Here is a 17,692-nt window from a genome sequence, read left to right on the forward strand (position 1 = left end):
CGATCGCTCGGGCGTTGCGTCAAGCATGATTCCAGTTTTCAGGATGACAGGAGCCCCTGCAGGTCCGCTTCGCCGATGACCTTGATGCCCAGGGCCTGCGCCTTGGCGAGTTTGCCGCCGGAATCGCTGCCTGCGAGGAGATAGTCCGTTTGACGGCTGACGGCCGACGCCACCTTCCCGCCGTTGGCTTCGATGAGCTGTTTGGCCTCGGCCCGCGTCAGGGTCGGGAGGGTCCCGGTCAGGACGAAGGTTTTCCCCTTGAGGCGGTCTGCGGCCGGCACCGCGTTTTCTTCAATGGCGACGCCGCTCTCCAGCAGCCTGTTGACGGCATCCCGGTTTTCGTCCTGGCTGAAAAAATGGCGGACGGCGCCGGCGATCTCCATGCCGATGCCGTCGATCCGGGAGAGTTCCTCGGCCGGCGCGTTCATGAGAAGGTCCAGGCTTCCGAAACGGCGGGTCAGGATGTCCGCGATGTTCTCCCCGACGTGGCGGATGCCCAGCGCGTAAAGGAAGCGGGAAAGGGAAATTCGCCGGCCGGCCTGGATGGCCGCCACCAGGTTCTTTGCCGATTTGGGCCCCATCCGATCCAGTCCCGAGAGGGACGCTTCATCCAGAAGGAAGATGTCCGCAACGGTTCGGACGAGATCCCGGTCCACCAGTTGATCGATCAGCTTGACGCCCAGCCCGTCGATGTCGAAGGCACCCTTGGCGGCGAAATGGCGGATTCTCCCCTTGATCTGGGCCGGGCAGTTCACGTTGATGCATCGCGATACCACTTCTTCCGGAACGCGTTCCACCGCGGCGCCGCAGGACGGGCAGGCCTCCGGCATCCGGAAGGGCCTTTCGCTGCCGTCCCGGCGGGAGACGACGACCTGCACCACCTCGGGAATGACGTCTCCGGCCCTCCGGACCAGCACGAAGTCCCCGATGCGGACGTCTTTTCGCCGGATTTCGTCTTCATTGTGGAGGGTGGCGTTGCTCACGGTCACGCCGCCGACGGTTACCGGTTCGAGCCGGGCTACGGGCGTGAGGGCCCCGGTGCGGCCCACCTGTACGTCGATCCCCAGGATTCTGGTCATCTCCTGAACGGCTTGGAATTTATAGGCGACGGCCCATCGGGGGCTCCGGGCTTTTGCACCCAGACGCTCCTGAAGGTCGAGCCGGTCGACCTTGATGACCATGCCGTCGATTTCGTAGGGCAGGTCGTGGCGTATCCGCCGAAGTTCATGATAGTGGTCCAGGACCTCGGCAAGCCGGAGGCCAGCGCGCACCATCGGGTTGACGGGAAAGCCCATCTCCTTGAGGCGATGAAGCATTTCCCCGTGGGCGGCGGCCGCCAGCCCGCCGGCATTCCCCAGACCGTAGACAAAGATCTTGAGGGGGCGTTTTGCGGTGATTTGCGCGTCGAGCTGCCGGAGGGAGCCTGCCGCGGCGTTCCTGGGGTTGGCGAAGGTCGGCAGCCCCTCGGCCGCGCGCTCTTCGTTGAGCCTTTCGAAACCCTTCGCTTCCATGAAAACCTCCCCCCGGACCTCGATTCGGGGGGGCGCCGGGGGCCGGTTTCGAAGGACCAGGGGAACCGACCGAATCGTGCGGACGTTCTCCGTGACCACCTCTCCGGTGACGCCGTCGCCCCGGGTCGATGCCGTGACCAGCCGCCCCGCGTCGTAGACCAGTTCCACGGCAACCCCGTCCATCTTCGGCTCCGCGACATAAAGGATCTCGTCTCCGGTATCCAGCAGCCGCTGGATCCGGCGATCGAAGTCGATCACATCCCCGTCCGTGAATGCGTTGTCGAGGCTCAGCATGGGGAGGGAATGGCGAGTGGTTGCGAATTTGGGCAGGGGCGGCCCGCCCACGCGGACGGTGGGGGAGCTGGGGTCGGAAAGGCCCGGATAGGCTGCCTCGAGGGAAATGAGCTCCTGCATCATCCGGTCGAATTCGGCGTCGGATATCTCCGGATCGTCCAGCACGTGGTACCGGTAATTGTGATGGTGCAGGGCGTTTCTGAGGGCCTCGGCCCGAAGGGCGATCCCTTCCGGGATATCCCGGGTCAAAGAGGATTCTGACATAGGTCTTTGAGCACCTCGATGACCGCTCCGCGGCTTTGGCGGAACCGGTCGTCCTTGAAGCCGGGTTTCCAGGAAAAGGTCGTCAGCTCATCGGAAACCACGAGAACGGCGCCGACCTGGACGCCCCTGAAGCGGCCGACGGTGAAGAGCGCCGACGCCTCCATTTCAACCGCCAGGGCATTTCGGGCCTGAAAGCGAGCCACCTTCTCGGGGGTTTCCCGGTAGATGGCGTCGGTGGACCAGACCGGACCTTCGTGGAACGCCATGACGCGGGCGCTCAGGGCCGAGGTGATCCGCCGGCGCAGGGCCGGGGCGGGATGTGCAACCGCCAGGGCCGCTGCGCCATACCCCGGGGAGGTCCCCTCGTCGATGATGGCGCCCGTGGGGACGATGACATCCCCGATCTCCGCCTGGGGGGAAATGGCGCCGCACCATCCCATGAAGACGATCTCGCGGGCCCCCCATGCGATCAGCGGCTCCATGACCATGACCGCATAGGGCGCCCCGACGACGGGGCCGACGATGGAATAGCCGGCGACGGCCCCGGTTTCCAGGAACAGCCGGCTCATCATCAGGCGGACCGGGTGTTCCGTCACGGGAAGCGTCCGGGTCAGGCGGTCGAGGTCGGGGCCGCTGCTCACGATGACGGCCAGTCGCCCCAATTTCGGGGATTTCCGTCCGACGACCGGCCGGACGATGGCATCGTCCGTATCCGTCATGAGGGCTTCAGAGAGGCCCCGACAGTCTGGAGAGTTCATCCTTGATCTCGTCGATGATGTCGTAAAACCAGAGGATGTCTTCGATGGAAAGGCGGCCGGCCTTGGCCGGCGCCCGCTCCGTCCCGTCCTTCTTGGAAAGGATCCTGGGGCCGACCTGCACCTTGGGCTCGCCGTCTCCGTACTGGTTGATGGTCACAATCAGACCGGTTTCCTCGCACTTCCATTTTTTCAGAACTTTATCCTTCGAAGGATCAAAGGCCATGGCAGCTTCCTCGATACAGGGTTCGTTTCAGGTGGTAATTTTGGAAAAATCGGCGAATCTGCCGAACATCTCCGCGATCTGTTTGAGCAGGGCCAGGCGGTTGTTCCGGAGATCGGCGTTTTCCGTCATCACCATGACCCCGTCGAAAAAGGCGTCGACCCGGTCCTTCAGGGAAGCGATGTCGCGGAGGGCCTGATCGAACTGACCGTCGTCCAGCTGTTTTGCGACGCGCGCGTTGACATCCTGGAAGGCGTCATACAGTCCGGATTCGCTGGGATGTTCAAAGAGGGCTTCATTGACGGCCCGGGCGCGAGCTGCGGCGTCTTCGCTTTTCTTGATGATGTTCACGACCCGTTTGAATGCAGCCGCCAGCGGTTCGAAGTCGGGCTCCGCCTTGAGTTTTTCCAGGGCCGCCACGCGTTTCCAGACGTGGGGGATATTATCGATGGAGATATCGGTCACCGATGCGATGACGTCTTTAGAATAGCCGTCCTCTTCCAGGATGTGCGCCATGCGGCCCTTCAGGAACCCGTAGACCGCGTCTAAGGTCTCGTGGGCGGGCTGGGTGCTCACGCCTGCGTGGGCCGCCACGCTTTGCCGGATCATCTCCGCCAGTGAACACGGGAAGCCATAGGCATTCATGATCTGCAGGACGCCGATCCCCTGACGCCTCAGGGCATAGGGGTCTGAGGCGCCGGTGGGCGCGAGCCCGATGCTGAAACAGCCGCAGATGGAATCGAGCTTGTCGGCGACGGCCAATACGGCGCCGGTGGCTGACGTGGGCAGGGGGCCTCCGGAATAGGTGGGCCGGTAGTGCTCCTCGATGGCCGTGGCCACCGCCTCGGGCTCGCCGGCAAGGCCGGCGTAAATGCGTCCCATGACCCCCTGCAGCTTGGGAAACTCCACCACCACCTGGCTGACCAGGTCAGCCTTGCAGAGCCGGGCCGCGCGGGAGACGTTCGACCGGAGGTCCCCCCCGGGCGCCAGGGCGTCTGCCGCAAAGCATGCGATCTCCCGGACGCGGACGGCCTTATCGTAGACCGACCCCAGTTGGGCCTGGAAGAGGACCTTTTTCAGCTTTTCGACCCATGTCTCCATGGGGGTCGCCGCATCTTGCTTGAAGAAGAACCGGGCATCGGAAAGCCTCGCCCGGATGACGCGTTCATGGCCCGTGGCCACGAGACCCATGTCCCTCGCCAAAGTGTTGTTGACGACGATAAAGCAGGGCAGGAGCTTCTGGTCGGCGTCGACCACCGCAAAGTATTTCTGGTGCTCCCGCATGGCCGTGATGAGCACCTCGTCCGGGACCTCCAGGAAGACCTCGTCGAACTTTCCGGCGACCACCGCGGGGAACTCGATGAGGTTCTTGACCGTATCGACCAGCTCCGCATCGGGGAGGATCCTGCCGTTCAGGCTTTCGGCCGTCCGGGAGATCTCCTGTTCGATGATCCGCCGTCGCTCGGCCAGGTCCACCAGGACACTGGCGCGCCTCAGGGCGTCGACATAGACGCCGGGATGGGGGATCGGGATGCTCTCGGGGTGCATGAACCTGTGGCCGCGGGAGTGATTTCCGCTCCGGACGTCTCCGTAGGAAAAGGGGACGACCTCGCTTCCGAGAAGGGCCAGGATCCATCGCACGGGACGGGCGAAGGTCACGTTCAATTCCCCCCACTTCATGCTCTTGGGGAAAGGGATCGCCGCAATGACCTCCGGCATGATTTTCGACAGGATCTCCAGGGTGGGCAGGGTCGACTCGACCTTGTCGGCGCAGAGGTAGCTGCCTTTCTCCGTCTCTTTGACGCGGACCTGGTCGATGGGCACCCCCGCTTTCTCCGCGAATTTCAAGGCGGCCATGGTCGGGTTGCCGGCGGCGTCGAATCCGACGCTCCTGGGAGGGCCGGTCATCTCCGTAACGACGGGGGTCTGGGCGCCGGCGACACCGGCGATTTCAACGGTAAGCCTTCTGGGCGTTCCGTAGGTCATGGCGGCCCCGTGTTCGATTCTCGCGTGGGAGAGCTGCCGGATCATCAACGAGGAAAAGGCCTGTAGCGCCGGCTCGATGTAGCCGGCCGGGATTTCTTCCGCTCCGATTTCAATCAATAACGTATCCATGTTTATCCCTTTTGCAGTAATGGGAACCCCATCGCTTCCCGTTGTTTCAAATATTCCTTGGCACAGGCCCGGGTCAGGTTCCGTATCCTCGCGATATAACCGGTCCGTTCGGTCACGCTGATGGCGCCCCGCGCATCCAGCAGATTGAAGGTGTGGGAGCATTTGAGGCAGTATTCGTAGGCGGGAAGCACGAGGGATTGGTCGATGATGCGTCTGGCTTCGGCTTCGTAGGTGTTGAAGAAACGGAAAAGCATGTTGACGTCGGCGACCTCGAAATTGTAGGTCGACTGCTCCACCTCCTGCCGGTGGTGGACATGGCCGTAGGTGATCCGGTCATTCCATTTCAGGTCGTAGACGCTGTTCACGCCCTGGAGGTACATGGCGATCCGTTCCAGCCCGTAGGTCAGTTCCACCGGGATGGGATGAAGCTCGACGCTGCCGCACAGTTGAAAATAGGTGAACTGGGTGATCTCCATGCCGTCCAGCCAGACCTCCCATCCCAGGCCCGAGGCGCCCAGGGTGGGGGATTCCCAGTCATCCTCGACAAAGCGGATGTCGTGGTCGAGAGTGTCGATGCCGAGGTTTTTCAGGCTTTCCAGATAGAGTTCCTGGATGTCGTCCGGGGAGGGCTTTAAAATGACCTGATACTGGTAGTAATGCTGGAGTCGGTTGGGATTTTCGCCGTATCTTCCGTCCGTCGGACGCCGTGAAGGCTGAACATAGGCCACGTTCCAGGGCTCGGGCCCGAGGGATTTCAGGAGGGTGTTGTGGTGAAAGGTGCCGGCCCCGACCTCGAGATCGTAAGGCTGGGTGACGACGCATCCCTTTTCCCCCCAGAATGCGTTCAATGAGTGAATGATATCTTGAAAGTTCATGCTGTTTCCCCATTTAGAATCGTTTGGTTTCCTGCCGTCCTACGGGCAACTGTAGAGCAGCCCGTCCGAATCGATTTTTACATCGAGGAGGCGGGCGCCCTGCCTTTCGGTGAGGATCTTTTCCCACACATCCTTGAGCCTGTCAATATGTGCCGTTTCTCCCAGGGCCCACATGCACCCCCCGCCTCCCGCGCCGGTGAAGCGGGCTGCGCAGCCCTCCCCGAGGGCGGCATCCGCCAGTCTGTCCGCAAGGGTGTCCATGACCTCGGGCGTCATCTCTTTCCGGATCAGGGTCTCATGGTTCATGGCCTCGACGGCGTCCTGAATGTCCTGCCGCTTCAGGGCGTCCGTGAATTTCTGCGTGCAGTGGATGATTTCGGCCCAGAGCCCCCGGTCTTTTCCGGATATGAAATTCCTGACCCAGCACTGGTTGATATTGATGGACTCGTGGGGGATCCCGCAATAAGCGACCAGGAGGTGTTTTTCAAATTCGGGGAGGGCGTTCTTCTTGAAAAGGGCCTCCTTCTCGAACACGGCCTCCTTGACCCTGCCGTGCCATCTCCAGGAATTGACGCCGCCGTAGGCCGCGGCCAGTTGATCCTGGAGCCCGCAGGGGACCCCGGCGACGCTCTCCTCCAGCGCGTGGGCCAGGATCGCGATCTCGCGGCGGTAGAGCTTTCGGTAAACGCCGACCCGGGTGAGCACGCTCGAAAAGGCGGCGATGAGAGCGACCGCGGCAACGGAGGAGCCCCCCAGCCCGCTTCGCGGGGGAGAGGTTGAATCGATCTCGATGTGAACCCCTTCTGCCTGAAAATAGGCGGCGATGGCGAACATGAGGCCCATGGGATGATCGAAGGGCGCGCTGTCGACGGGATACTCGGCGCTGTCGAATCCGGTTGAAGAAATTTTTACGGCAGGGGCGTCGTAGGGCAGAAGGCGGATATGGGTCCTCAAATCCAGGGCGATGTTGAAGGTCAGGGGATTGAGGTGCCTGAGCGGATAGTAGAAGGTGCTGATGTCGAGGGTTCCGCCCATGTCGATCCGACAGGGGGCGGAGGTTTCCACGGGTTTCGATTCCAGATAGCGTTTCAGGTTAACCGACATGATGGGTGCGTCCTTCCTCTCTTCTGCTTCGGATATGGGTAAGAAAAGCCAGGCTCCGAGCCTGATGTCCCAGGTGATGGGAAATGAATGCCTCGAGAAAGCGGACGGCTTCTTCCAGCGACGCCGGGGTGAAGCGGATCCGCGAGGCTTTCTGGATGTCCGCCGTCCCCAGCCAGAGCAATGCCTTGATCGTCCCTTTGGAGATCCTGCAGGGCCGGGGGAGGGAAGAGAGGCACCTTTCGCAGACCATCCCGCCGGAAGCGATATCGACCGCAACAACGGGAGGGGCGTTGTCGTCGAGGGGGATTCTGCAGCTTCGGCAGCAGGTCAGTTCAGGAAAAAAACCGGACAGGCCCGCAAATTTCGATAGAAAAAAGACGTTGAGGGCTGTCTTCCCGAGGGCGTCCCGGTCCAGGGCCGTGAGGGCGTCGTGGAGGAGCCCGTAGACTGCGGGCTGCGGGGCGCCTTCTTCCGATCCGGCGCAGACGAGTTCGCTCCAATAACTGGCATAGGCGGCCTTGTGAAGGTCGGCGCGAAGGGTTGGAAGGGGATCGACCAGCGCGGCTTCCGCCAGCGTGGGAAGTTTGCCGCGGCCGCTCCGGAAGAGAACCTTCAGAACGCTGAAGGGTTCGGTCGCCCCTGAAAAGCGTCGGGCGTCTTTTTTGGCGGATCTGGCGAAAACGGACACCTTGCCGTGATCCGGGGTGAGCAGTGTCAGGACCAGATCATAATCTCCGTAAGGGATCCTTCGAAGCGTGATTGCCGATGTGGAATAATCCGCCATTGTCGCGCCCTTGGGAAGGTATGGGAAGCCGCACCGCGACCTTGATGCGGTTTGCCTGATGGGTTTTAATAAATAATTTTGATCACGGATTTTTCCCGCAGATTCGAAAGCCAGGATTGAAACTCTTTGTTGATCACTTCCTCGTAAAGTTTTTCTTGGATTTCCGTCGATGCCTCATCGACGGATCGCTCCGAGGCGGTGGCGATTTTCTCGACATAGAACAACTGGTACCCCTGCTCCATTTCCAGCACCTCTGTGACATCGCCGGCTTTCATGCCCTTGAGAAGGGTCTGCATCACCTGGTTCATATCGTCGAATTCAAACTCGCCCAGGGTTCCCCCGTTCTCGGCTGTCGGGGCTTCGGAATACGCCCTGGCCAGATCGGCGAAGGATTTTCCGGCGACCACCTCGTTTCGAATGGATTGCATTTTCTTTTTGACGGCCGCCTTTTCCGATTCACCGGCAAGCGGAGGCGTGGAGAGGAGGATGTGCCGGAGGTGGTATTGTTTTTCGAAACGGTATTCGTCCGAATGGGTAGTATAATAATTTTCGATGTCTTCCTTGGTGATCACGATCTTTGACTTGACTTCCATATTGACCAGCTTGGTTCTCAGGATCTGTTCCCTCATCTGCAGGCGGTACTCCTCCAGGGACATGCCCCGGCTTTTCAGGGCCTCGACCAGATCCTCCTCCGTGCCGAACCCGCGCGCCTTGATCCGTTCAAGGGTGCCGTCAATCTCCTTTTCGCTCACCGTGATGTTGAGCCGCTTGATTTCCTGATCCGTGAGCTTTTTATCGATGAGTTGGTTGAGAACGTCCTCTCGTAGTTTGTAGCGCGCCGCCTCTTCCTGCTCGGGGGAATACCCGAGGGATGCCATTCTCTCTAAATACGGCTGCATGGCCTGGTTCAGCTCGAAAAGAGAGATGATATCGTCGTTGACCACCGCGGTGATCCGGTCAACGACCTTCGGGTCCGCCCAGGCGACCGAAGCCAACACGAGCAGCACCTGAAGCGCGAGGAAAACGGGGCGGAGGATCCCATGTCGGACGAGAGGTTGTTTGGGTGCTGAAGTTTTCTTGAACATGTACGTCTCACTTGGATAAAATTGACGGTTGCGTGTTGATGAGGCGGCGCAGCGCCACCTCATTGAAGTCAACGGAGTATTTCCCCCGAAGTTTCCCGATCCAGTCAGGATAGGCGGCTTCGGCGATCTCCCTTTGTAAACGTTTATGTCTATTCCTGTCAATATCAGCAACTTCCGGTGGAATGATTTCCCTGATGCCGATGTCCCTCAGGATCAGTTTATGAATGATCAACCGCGCCTTGAGTTCCTCCCGCCACATTTGGTAGGATACGGCGGACGTGAACAGGGCTTTCTCGAATTCTCCGGGCGGATAAGACCGCCGGATCGAGCGGACGGCGGTTTCCAGCTCCCGGGGAGATACCCGGATGCCTGTTTCCCTCGCCCTTTCCAGGATCAAGGCCCGTTCCACCAGCTCGCGGAAAATATCGCGCTTGAGCTGCTTCAGCAGCTCCGGATCCGATGCCGAGTTGCCGTAGACGGTTTTCTGAACATCGAATGACCGCTTGAAATCCGCCTCGGTCAGGACGGTGGCGCCGATCCGGAGAAGAAAGCCCGACGTCTCGGGCGAGTTGTCCCGGGAACACCCGAAGGCGGCGAAACCAAAGAAGACGGCAAGAATGCGGATGAGCTGGAGAGCCGTTCTGAAAGGGGGGTTCTTGGCCATGCCTCGCTGGTGTTTCCCGGGGTCTGTCTTCTTGCGTAAGATGCGGGCCAAAAAGGGCGCCCGGACGTTGACGGCACCCGGGGCTGCAGCGCTGTCGCTCGATGGATGCAGGCCTCCGGGATGCCGCGGAGATAGTATGTGACGGACTGGCCCACCCGAACGTGTTTGACCCTTTCCAGGGGCCGTTTCACGACGGGGGCAAAAGCTTTCAGCAATTAACACGCCGGGTGATTTCCTTCAAGATATTTTTTGCCTGGGTGAGGCGGCCCCCGATGGCGTTTCCGGTCAGTTTTACCTTCAAGACGTGATCCGGCGTAAAGGTGAACTGGTCCGGGCGGTCGGTGATCAGGTCGACGATGCCGAAGGGGTTTTTCTGGTGCTCCTCGGAGAAATGCAGGGAAAGCTGGGTGTCGGAGAAATCGAGGCGCTTTACCCCGGCGTTTTCCGCGAGAATTTTCAGCATGATCTTGAGAAAGAGGTTTCCGGTTTCGTCGGGCAGGGGGCCGAAACGGTCGATAAGTTCCGACCGGAATTCGGAGATCTCCCTGACGGCGGTCATCCTGGACATCCGCCGATAGGCGCTCAGGCGCTGATCGATATCCGGGATGTAGGATTCCGGGATAAAAAAGGACATGGGGATATTGATTTCAGGCTCCAGGGGGCTCCTGACCGGTTCTCCTTTCAACTCGGAAACGGCCTCCTCCATCAGCTTCAGGAACATGTCGTAGCCGACGGCGGCGATGTGGCCCGACTGGGATGCACCCAGGATCGTCCCGCCCCCCCGGAGCCTGAGGTCGCTCATGGCGATCTGGAACCCCGAGCCCAGGTCGCTGTGCTCCATCAGCACCTTCAGGCGTTTCTGGGCGTCCTTGCCGAGGCCGCTTTCCTCGGGAATGAAGAGATAGGCAAACGCCTGTTCGTCCGCCCGGCCGACGCGCCCCCGCAGCTGATAAATTTGGGCGAGGCCCAGGCGGTCGGCCCGGTTGACCAGGATCGTGTTGGCCGCCGGGACATCGAGCCCGGATTCGATGATGGTCGTGCAGACCAGCAGGTCGATCTCCTGGTAAAGAAACCGCAGCATCACCTTTTCCAGATCATCCTCGCTCATGCGGCCGTGGGCCACGGCCAGGCGGGCCTCGGGCACGATTTTTCCGATCCGCTCCGCCATGCGGTCTATGCTGTGAATGTTATTGTGGACGAAGAAAATCTGCCCCTTCCGTTTCAGTTCCTTGCGGACGGCATCGCGGATGACGCCGTCCTCGAATTCCGAAATATAGGTGATGATGGGGCGGCGCTGCTCCGGCGGCGTCGAGATGACGCTGATGTCGCGGATCCCCGACAGGGACATGTGCAGGGTCCTCGGGATGGGGGTGGCGGTCAGGGCCAGCACGTCCACGGTGCTCCGAAAGGATTTGAGGCGCTCCTTGTGCTTGACCCCGAAACGCTGCTCCTCATCCAGGATGATCAATCCGGGGTCCTTGAAGGAGACATCCTTCTGAAGCAGCCGGTGGGTGCCGATGACGATATCCACAGAACCTGCGGCCAACCCTTCGATGATGGCGCGCTGCTCCTTCGACGAGCGAAACCGGCTCAGGCAGGCGATGTGGATGGGATAGTTCTGGAACCGCTGGGAAAAGGTTTCGAAATGCTGCTCGGCCAGAACGGTTGTCGGCACCAGCACCGCCACCTGTTTGCCGTTGCAGACGGCCACATATGCGGAACGGAGCGCGACCTCGGTCTTGCCGTACCCCACATCCCCGCAGACCAGACGGTCCATGGCGGTTTCCTTCCGCATGTCATCGAGGACGTCCTCGATGGCCCGCGTCTGGTCCGGGGTTTCATCATAGGGAAAACCGGCGACAAATTCCCCGAGGTCGACGTCGGCCAGGCTGAACGCGAACCCATCCTTCACCGAGCGCTCCGCATATACCCTCAGGAGGTCCCCCGCGATTTTTTCAACCGATTTCTTGACGTTGTTTTTGACGGTGTTCCAGGAATTCCCGCCCATTTTGTCCAGAATCGGTTCAATGCCCTCGATGCCCATGTACTTCTGGATCATGTTCATCCGGTCCACAGGCAGGTAGAGCTTGTCGTCGTCTTTGTAGAGGATCTCCAGAAAATCATTGGTGGTCCGGTTGAGGGTCAGTTTTTTGAGCCCTTCGTATCTGCCGATGCCGTGTTCCGAGTGGACGATGAGATCCCCTGCTTTCAACTCCTCGAAGGAGAGCAACTCGGTCCGAACCTTCGGGGGCGGGATTTTCCGGGTCGGTCCGCCCGGACCGAAGATATCCTTTTCCGTGACGAGGGAAAAGGACTCCAGCGGCCAGATGAATCCCGAGGAGACCTGTCCCCTGATGAGATACACCGACCCCCTGACCCGCTGGATATCCGGAAAGGCATCCAGCGTGGCGGGCTCGATGCCGTAGGGCGCGAGGAGGGCGGCAAGGCGGGCCGAACGGGAACGGTTGTCGCAGACGAAAAGGGTCGTCTGGCGGTCCGCCCGGTTCTGGCCGATCCACTCCGCCAGGGGCAGGAGAGGACGTTCGCTCGCCTTGGCCGCTGAAAGCTTTTCCCTGAAGAAGGCGGTGTCGCCGATGGAGAAATGATGCTGCACCGGGTCGGCCGCGCCGGACGGCCTTGTGACGGGGAGATGCCTCAGGACCAGGGGATTCCCCGCCATGAGGGGGGCGTGGATGTCGTCCCATTCCAGATACAGGTCGTGGGGGTCTGCGCATACCCTCTGGTCGGCCACGGCCGCCGTGAAGCTCTCCCTCGCCTGGGCAACGGTCTCCTCCGCGGTTTTTTTGAGTTGCGCGGGCTCGATCAGGACGAAGAGGGTGCCGGGCGGGGTGTAATCCAAGAGGGTGTCGAGCCGTGGATAGATGAGCGGCAGAAGCCCTTCGATCCCGGAGAAATTCCCGTTTGTCTTGATCTTCTCGATAAGCTCCCGGGCCTTCCGGACGGGAATGTCCAGCCGATTGGCCTGGGCACGGATCCTTGCGGTGATTTCGTTGATCCGGTCCATTTTCAGAATGGATTCCTTGGCCGGCAGGATGACGGCCTCGTCAACCGACTGGAGCGTCCGCTGACTTGCGGATGAAAAGAAGCGGATGGATTCGACGAGATCGCCATACATTTCAACGCGCACCGGCTCCGGGTATGTGGGAGAGAAGATGTCGATGATGCCGCCCCTGACGCAGAAATCTCCGGGCTCCTCCGCCACGGCCGATCGGGTATAGCCGCCTGCGACCAGTTTTCCGATGAGCTGGTCGCGGTCGACCTCCTCCCCCGCCAGGAGCAGTTCGGCAAAATCGTTGAGCTCCGCCTTGGGAATCAGTCGCCGCTGGAGCGCTTCAATCGTCGTCACCGTGATGCATCGCCCCTGGCCGCTGGCCTGCCGGTAGAGGGTCCGGATGCGCTCGGCCGTGGTGCTGTTGTGATAGGAGACGAATTTGAAGGGGGATAGATTGTAGGGGGCGAAATAGAGCAGCTCCCGGCTGTCGGCCCCCGAAAAAAACACGAAATCCTCGATGAACCGTTCCGCATCCTTGGCCGTGGGAAGCACGGCGGTGATGGGAGAGGAATTTTCGCGGAACACCCGCGCAAGGAGGTAGGCTTTGCACGGATCCGGCAGGCCGGTACACTCGATCGGTCCGCCTTTGCCGATATGGGGGAGGAGGTTTTCGATGGAAGTTTTTTCTTGATTTTGTTTCATAAGCATACTAATAGAGTGCTTCCCGCGCCGACGTAGCTCAGCCGGTAGAGCAGCTGATTCGTAATCAGCAGGTCAGCGGTTCGATTCCGCTCGTCGGCTCCAATAAATTTTCAAAGCCGTTTCGAGGATTTTACTCAAAACGGCTTTTTTTGTTATTTCTTCCCGGCCCGGCGGCCAAAGGCCGCATCTCCGCCCGGAGTCTTTTGTCATGCTTCCGGCTTCTATATCACAAAAACCCCAGGACACCAAGGTGGAGATATCGGGGAACGCGGGCAGCACAGAGGAAGGAATTCGACATGTCGGCAAAAAAAGCGGAGCTGGTTGCCAATTGGGAGACGCTGCAGCGCATTTTCATTCGTCCCGAGGATGAGGCTTCCCGAAGGACCCTCATCAAATACATGGAGCAGATCCTGTTCGGCCTCCATGAGTTCCTCAGGCAACATGTCGGCATCACCCGGGAGGCGAGCCTGGAGGATCTGTCCGAACGGTTCAAGGAAAGCCTCATCGCCGACCATCCCCAGAAGAAACTGGCGGAGGTCATCCGGGGGATCATCGAGAACATCGCCCCCCATGCCGTCAACGTGGCCTCGCCTTATTTCATCGGCCACATGACCTCGGCCATCCCCTTTTTCATGGTTCATCTCCACACCATCACCGCGGCCCTCAACCAGAATGTTGTCAAGATCGAGACCTCCAAGGTCGTTTCGATCATCGAACGCCAGGTTCTGGCGAAGCTGCACCGGCTGATCTTCGGGAAGAGCGAGGCCTTCTACGATCTTCACATTCAGGCCCCGGACAGCACCCTGGGCGGGTTCCTCGACGACGGGACCCTTGCCAACATCACGGCCATGTGGGTGGCGCGGAACCGGTGCTTTCCGGCGAAGGACGGCTTTCCGGGCATCGAGGCCGAGGGGGTGGCCGCCGCCCACCGGGCCTACGGGGCGGACAGAAGCGTCATTCTGGTTTCGGGGCTTGCCCATTATTCCCTGCGCAAAGCCGGCGGTGTCCTGGGCATCGGCAGCGGGAACGTCATCCCGGTTCCGTCGGCGGGGAATCCCCGAATGGATCCGGCGCGCCTGGAGGCGGCGATCCGGGCCCTGCGGTCCGCGGAGCCCCGCACGCAAATTCTTGCGGCGGTCGCCATCGCCGGCGCCACGGAAACCGGGACGATCGACCCCCTGGCGGAGATCGCCGAAATATGCGCCCGGGAGAACATCCATTTCCACGTGGACGCGGCCTGGGGCGGTCCGACGCTCCTGTCGCCCCGCTACCGGGGCCTGCTTGCAGGCATCGAGCGGGCCGATTCCGTCACCATCGACGGGCACAAGCAGTTTTACATGCCGATGGGATGCGGCATGGTCCTTTTCCGGGATCCCGGGATCATGGACACGATCGCCTATCATGCCGCCTATATCAACCGCCCCGGCTCGGTGGACCTGGGCATCCGCTCCCTCGAGGGCAGCCGGCCGGCCTCGTCGCTGGTGCTGGCCGGCGCCCTCGAGATCATGGGGGCACAGGGCTACGCCCTGCTCATCGATCACGGCATCGAGACCGCGCGGGCCTTCGCCGATGAAATCGGGCGGCGGCCCCTCTTCGAACTGGTCACGCCGCCGCAGCTCAATATTCTGACCTACCGGATCGTTCCCGAGGAGATCCAGCGGAAATGGACCGCCGCCGGACCGGAGGAGAGAAAGAACTTGGCGCGACGCCTGAACGACCTCAATATCGCGGTCCAGAGAATCCAGCGGGAAGCGGGAAACAGCTTTGTCTCCCGCACGACCCTGAGGCACCTGGGGGAGGATGTGGTGGTGCTCCGGGCCGTCCTCATGAATCCCATGACGCACATGGGAATCCTCTGCGATATTCTGGACGAGCAGGAGCAGATTTATCACGGACATCCGGAACTCGCGGCTTGACAAACGCCGATCCGCACATAAATATTTGAAAAAAATTCTGTGGAATCCAAGGGAGGCAAGATGCAAGCCAGCAAAGAAACACATCCGTTCAAAACAGAGGTACAGCAGCTTTTAAACCTGATCATCCATTCGCTCTATTCCAACAAGGACATCTTTCTCCGGGAACTCATCTCCAACGCATCGGACGCCATCGACAAATTGCGGTTCAAATCCCAGACGGATCCGGAGATCCTGGGGGAGGACACCGAGTTCAGAATCCGGATTGCCGTGGATCCCGAGAACCGCACGCTGACTGTCTCCGACAACGGCATCGGCATGACCCGCGAAGAGGTCCTGGAGCACATCGGCACCATTGCCAAAAGCGGCACCGCGGCCTTTGCGGAGGCCCTTGAAAAGGTCCAGGACCAGAGCGCCCTGACCCCGGACCTGATCGGCCGGTTCGGGGTGGGATTTTACAGCGCCTTCATCATTGCCGCCCAGGTGACCCTGATCACGAAAGCGGCGGGTTCGGATGCGGCGGTGAAATGGGAATCCACTGGAGACGGCGCCTTCACCATCGAGGCGGCGGAAAAGCCCGGGAGAGGGACCGACATCCTCCTGAAGCTCAAGGAAAAGGAGGAGGGCGACAAGGACTATACGCAGGAATGGACCATCCGCGACATTGTCAAAAAGCATTCCGATTTCGTGGCCTACCCCATCGTCATGGATGTGGAGCGGGATGAACCGATCCCCGACAGCGAACAGATCCAGGACAAGGATGGCAAGCCCGTGGGGGAGACCACCCGCAAGCTCCGGGCCGAAGAGACCCTCAACTCCATGAAAGCCATCTGGGCACGGAACAAGGCCGAGGTCTCCACGGAAGAGTACAACGAATTCTACAAGCACCTGAGCCACGACTGGAACGATCCGTTGACCCACCTGCATGTCAGGCTCGAGGGGGTGACGGAATACAGCGCGCTCCTCTACATCCCCGCAAATGCCCCGTTCGACCTGTTTTTCCCGGAGCGCAAGCACGGCATCCAGCTCTACTGCAAACGGGTCTTCATCATGGACGACTGCCGGGAACTGGTCCCCGAGTATCTGCGGTTCATCAAGGGGGTCGTGGACGCACCGGACCTGAACCTGAACGTGAGCCGGGAGATCCTTCAGCAGGATCGGCTGGTCCGCAACATCCGCAAAACCCTGGTCAAAAAGGTTCTGGATCTCCTGAAGGGGATGGACGAAAGCCGGTATGAGACCTTTTATCGGGAGTTCGGGGCGGTTCTGAAGGAAGGACTCCATTCCGACTGGGAGAACAAGGACAGGCTCTCCGACCTCATTCAATTCAAGACCACGAAATCCGGTGACAAATACGTCCGCCTCAAGGAGTATGCGGCCAACATGAGACCGGATCAGAAAGAGATCTACTACATTACCGGCGACAACCTCTCCATGCTCGTCAACAGCCCTCACCTGGAGGCCCTGAAGGCGAAAGACTACGAGGTCCTCCTGATGACCGACCCCGTGGATGAATGGGTGGTCCAGTCCCTTCAGGAATATGACGGCAAGAAGCTCAAGAGCGCCGAAAAGGGGGATCTGAAGCTGGACGATGCGGATGCTGCGTCGAGCGGCGCATTCAATGCCCTGTTCGGGCGGATCAAGTCCCACCTGGAAACCAAGGTCAAGGAGGTCAAGGCGTCCTCCCATCTGAGGGAATCGGTGGCCTGCCTGTCGGGGGACGCCCACGACATGAGCGCCTATATGGAAAAGCTGCTGAAGGCCTCGGGTGGACAGCCGCCCGAGACCAAGCGCATTCTCGAACTGAACACGAAGCATCCGGTCATTGAAAAGATCAACGCCGTGTTCGAAAAAGATCGCAATGATCCGGTGCTGGAGGATTACAGCCGACTGCTGCTGGACATGGCCGTCATCAGCGAGGGGGGCAAGATCGAAGACCCGTCCCGTTTCAACCGGATGGTCGGGAATTTGATGAATGAAGCCCTCGGCCGGTCGTCCGAACCCGCGGCCGGATGAAAGGATGACGCTCGGGGTCCGCTCCGCCCGGGGCGGACCCCCGCCTTATTTGAGCTGAAACTTCAGCTTCCACCGGGAGCCGCCTTGGCTCATGATGATGTAGTCCTCGCCGATGAAGGTGACGGACGCCCCGCCGATCACCCCGCCCTCCTTCAGAATATTTCCGTTCACCACAACCAGCCGGTCTTCCGGCGCGGTCGACCAGACCAGGGCCTGGATCGTGAGGCCGGCTTCATCCTGCGATTTTACGGGGATGTCCTTGTGGCCTCCGGCCGGGGGCGCCGCAGCTTCCGGGATGTGCTGTCCCGCCGCCGGTCGCGTCCGGGACTGCGCATCCGTTGCCGGCAGCAGCCTCCCAGGCGGGGCTGTCGGGG

13 protein-coding genes and 1 tRNA gene are annotated in these 17,692 nt (G+C 60.6%); 3 read left to right on the forward strand and 11 right to left on the reverse strand.

Features of this window, described 5'->3' with window-relative positions; translation table 11 throughout:
• Nucleotides 1–38 precede the first annotated feature (38 nt).
• From ligA to mfd, 10 genes are all read right to left on the reverse strand, one after another.
• Nucleotides 39–2,069 (reverse strand): NAD-dependent DNA ligase LigA, encoded by a 2,031-nt coding sequence (gene ligA, locus ACEW8N_RS05550; RefSeq protein WP_373498812.1) that lies wholly within the window; start codon nucleotides 2,067–2,069, stop codon nucleotides 39–41.
• Entirely contained in the window at nucleotides 2,051–2,827 is a 777-nt protein-coding gene (locus tag ACEW8N_RS05555) for a nucleoside phosphorylase (RefSeq protein WP_373498813.1), read from the reverse strand. The genes ligA and ACEW8N_RS05555 overlap by 19 nt, the downstream gene beginning before the upstream one ends.
• Entirely contained in the window at nucleotides 2,796–3,050 is a 255-nt protein-coding gene (locus tag ACEW8N_RS05560) for a hypothetical protein (protein WP_373498814.1), read from the reverse strand. The genes ACEW8N_RS05555 and ACEW8N_RS05560 overlap by 32 nt, the downstream gene beginning before the upstream one ends.
• Before the next feature lie 27 nt (nucleotides 3,051–3,077).
• Nucleotides 3,078–5,162 (reverse strand): glycine--tRNA ligase subunit beta, encoded by a 2,085-nt coding sequence (glyS, locus tag ACEW8N_RS05565; RefSeq protein WP_373498815.1) that lies wholly within the window; start codon nucleotides 5,160–5,162, stop codon nucleotides 3,078–3,080.
• A 2-nt stretch (nucleotides 5,163–5,164) separates the two neighbouring features.
• Nucleotides 5,165–6,037, reverse strand: a complete 873-nt coding sequence (glyQ, locus tag ACEW8N_RS05570) for a glycine--tRNA ligase subunit alpha (RefSeq protein ID WP_373498816.1) — start codon at nucleotides 6,035–6,037, stop codon at nucleotides 5,165–5,167.
• Nucleotides 6,038–6,076: 39 nt separating this feature from the next.
• The gene (locus ACEW8N_RS05575; protein WP_373498817.1) at nucleotides 6,077–7,141 is read right to left on the reverse strand and encodes a galactokinase; all 1,065 of its coding nucleotides are present in this window, start codon (nucleotides 7,139–7,141) and stop codon (nucleotides 6,077–6,079) included.
• Nucleotides 7,131–7,925, reverse strand: coding sequence for a DNA repair protein RecO (gene recO / locus ACEW8N_RS05580; protein ID WP_373498818.1), 795 nt, complete (start codon nucleotides 7,923–7,925; stop codon nucleotides 7,131–7,133). The genes ACEW8N_RS05575 and recO overlap by 11 nt, the downstream gene beginning before the upstream one ends.
• 65 nt (nucleotides 7,926–7,990) lie before the next feature.
• Complete coding sequence (locus ACEW8N_RS05585) at nucleotides 7,991–9,010, reverse strand: peptidylprolyl isomerase (protein WP_373498819.1); 1,020 nt, start codon at nucleotides 9,008–9,010, stop codon at nucleotides 7,991–7,993.
• A 7-nt stretch (nucleotides 9,011–9,017) separates the two neighbouring features.
• Nucleotides 9,018–9,674: a SurA N-terminal domain-containing protein gene (locus tag ACEW8N_RS05590; protein ID WP_373498820.1), complete on the reverse strand. Its 657-nt coding sequence runs from the start codon at nucleotides 9,672–9,674 to the stop codon at nucleotides 9,018–9,020.
• Nucleotides 9,675–9,882: 208 nt separating this feature from the next.
• Nucleotides 9,883–13,395, reverse strand: a complete 3,513-nt coding sequence (gene mfd, locus ACEW8N_RS05595; protein ID WP_373498821.1) for a transcription-repair coupling factor — start codon at nucleotides 13,393–13,395, stop codon at nucleotides 9,883–9,885.
• Nucleotides 13,396–13,415: 20 nt separating this feature from the next.
• Between mfd and ACEW8N_RS05600 the strand changes: the two genes are divergently transcribed.
• The 3 genes from ACEW8N_RS05600 (at nucleotide 13,416) to htpG (ending at nucleotide 17,318) form a co-directional block, all read left to right on the forward strand.
• Nucleotides 13,416–13,491: transfer RNA gene (locus ACEW8N_RS05600), tRNA-Thr, on the forward strand.
• A 194-nt stretch (nucleotides 13,492–13,685) separates the two neighbouring features.
• Nucleotides 13,686–15,305: a pyridoxal-dependent decarboxylase gene (locus tag ACEW8N_RS05605; RefSeq protein WP_373498822.1), complete on the forward strand. Its 1,620-nt coding sequence runs from the start codon at nucleotides 13,686–13,688 to the stop codon at nucleotides 15,303–15,305.
• 60 nt (nucleotides 15,306–15,365) lie between these two features.
• Nucleotides 15,366–17,318, forward strand: coding sequence for a molecular chaperone HtpG (htpG, locus tag ACEW8N_RS05610; RefSeq protein WP_373498823.1), 1,953 nt, complete (start codon nucleotides 15,366–15,368; stop codon nucleotides 17,316–17,318).
• A 45-nt stretch (nucleotides 17,319–17,363) separates the two neighbouring features.
• Here the strand turns inward: htpG and ACEW8N_RS05615 are convergent.
• A partial coding sequence (locus ACEW8N_RS05615) for a general secretion pathway protein GspB (RefSeq protein ID WP_373498824.1) occupies nucleotides 17,364–17,692 on the reverse strand: 329 nt, incomplete at its 5' end.

This window comes from Desulfococcus sp., assembly GCF_041737845.1.
Taxonomy (GTDB): domain Bacteria; phylum Desulfobacterota; class Desulfobacteria; order Desulfobacterales; family Desulfococcaceae; genus Desulfococcus.

What these genes read in the sequence shown, in the direction of transcription:
- ligA (WP_373498812.1), bottom strand. Translation starts at nt 2,069, where the DNA reads ATGTCAGAATCCTCTTTGACCCGGGATATCCCGGAAGGGATCGCCCTT.
- ACEW8N_RS05555 (WP_373498813.1), bottom strand. Translation starts at nt 2,827, where the DNA reads ATGAACTCTCCAGACTGTCGGGGCCTCTCTGAAGCCCTCATGACGGAT.
- ACEW8N_RS05560 (WP_373498814.1), bottom strand. Translation starts at nt 3,050, where the DNA reads ATGGCCTTTGATCCTTCGAAGGATAAAGTTCTGAAAAAATGGAAGTGC.
- glyS (WP_373498815.1), bottom strand. Translation starts at nt 5,162, where the DNA reads ATGGATACGTTATTGATTGAAATCGGAGCGGAAGAAATCCCGGCCGGC.
- glyQ (WP_373498816.1), bottom strand. Translation starts at nt 6,037, where the DNA reads ATGAACTTTCAAGATATCATTCACTCATTGAACGCATTCTGGGGGGAA.
- ACEW8N_RS05575 (WP_373498817.1), bottom strand. Translation starts at nt 7,141, where the DNA reads ATGTCGGTTAACCTGAAACGCTATCTGGAATCGAAACCCGTGGAAACC.
- recO (WP_373498818.1), bottom strand. Translation starts at nt 7,925, where the DNA reads ATGGCGGATTATTCCACATCGGCAATCACGCTTCGAAGGATCCCTTAC.
- ACEW8N_RS05585 (WP_373498819.1), bottom strand. Translation starts at nt 9,010, where the DNA reads ATGTTCAAGAAAACTTCAGCACCCAAACAACCTCTCGTCCGACATGGG.
- ACEW8N_RS05590 (WP_373498820.1), bottom strand. Translation starts at nt 9,674, where the DNA reads ATGGCCAAGAACCCCCCTTTCAGAACGGCTCTCCAGCTCATCCGCATT.
- mfd (WP_373498821.1), bottom strand. Translation starts at nt 13,395, where the DNA reads ATGCTTATGAAACAAAATCAAGAAAAAACTTCCATCGAAAACCTCCTC.
- ACEW8N_RS05605 (WP_373498822.1), top strand. Translation starts at nt 13,686, where the DNA reads ATGTCGGCAAAAAAAGCGGAGCTGGTTGCCAATTGGGAGACGCTGCAG.
- htpG (WP_373498823.1), top strand. Translation starts at nt 15,366, where the DNA reads ATGCAAGCCAGCAAAGAAACACATCCGTTCAAAACAGAGGTACAGCAG.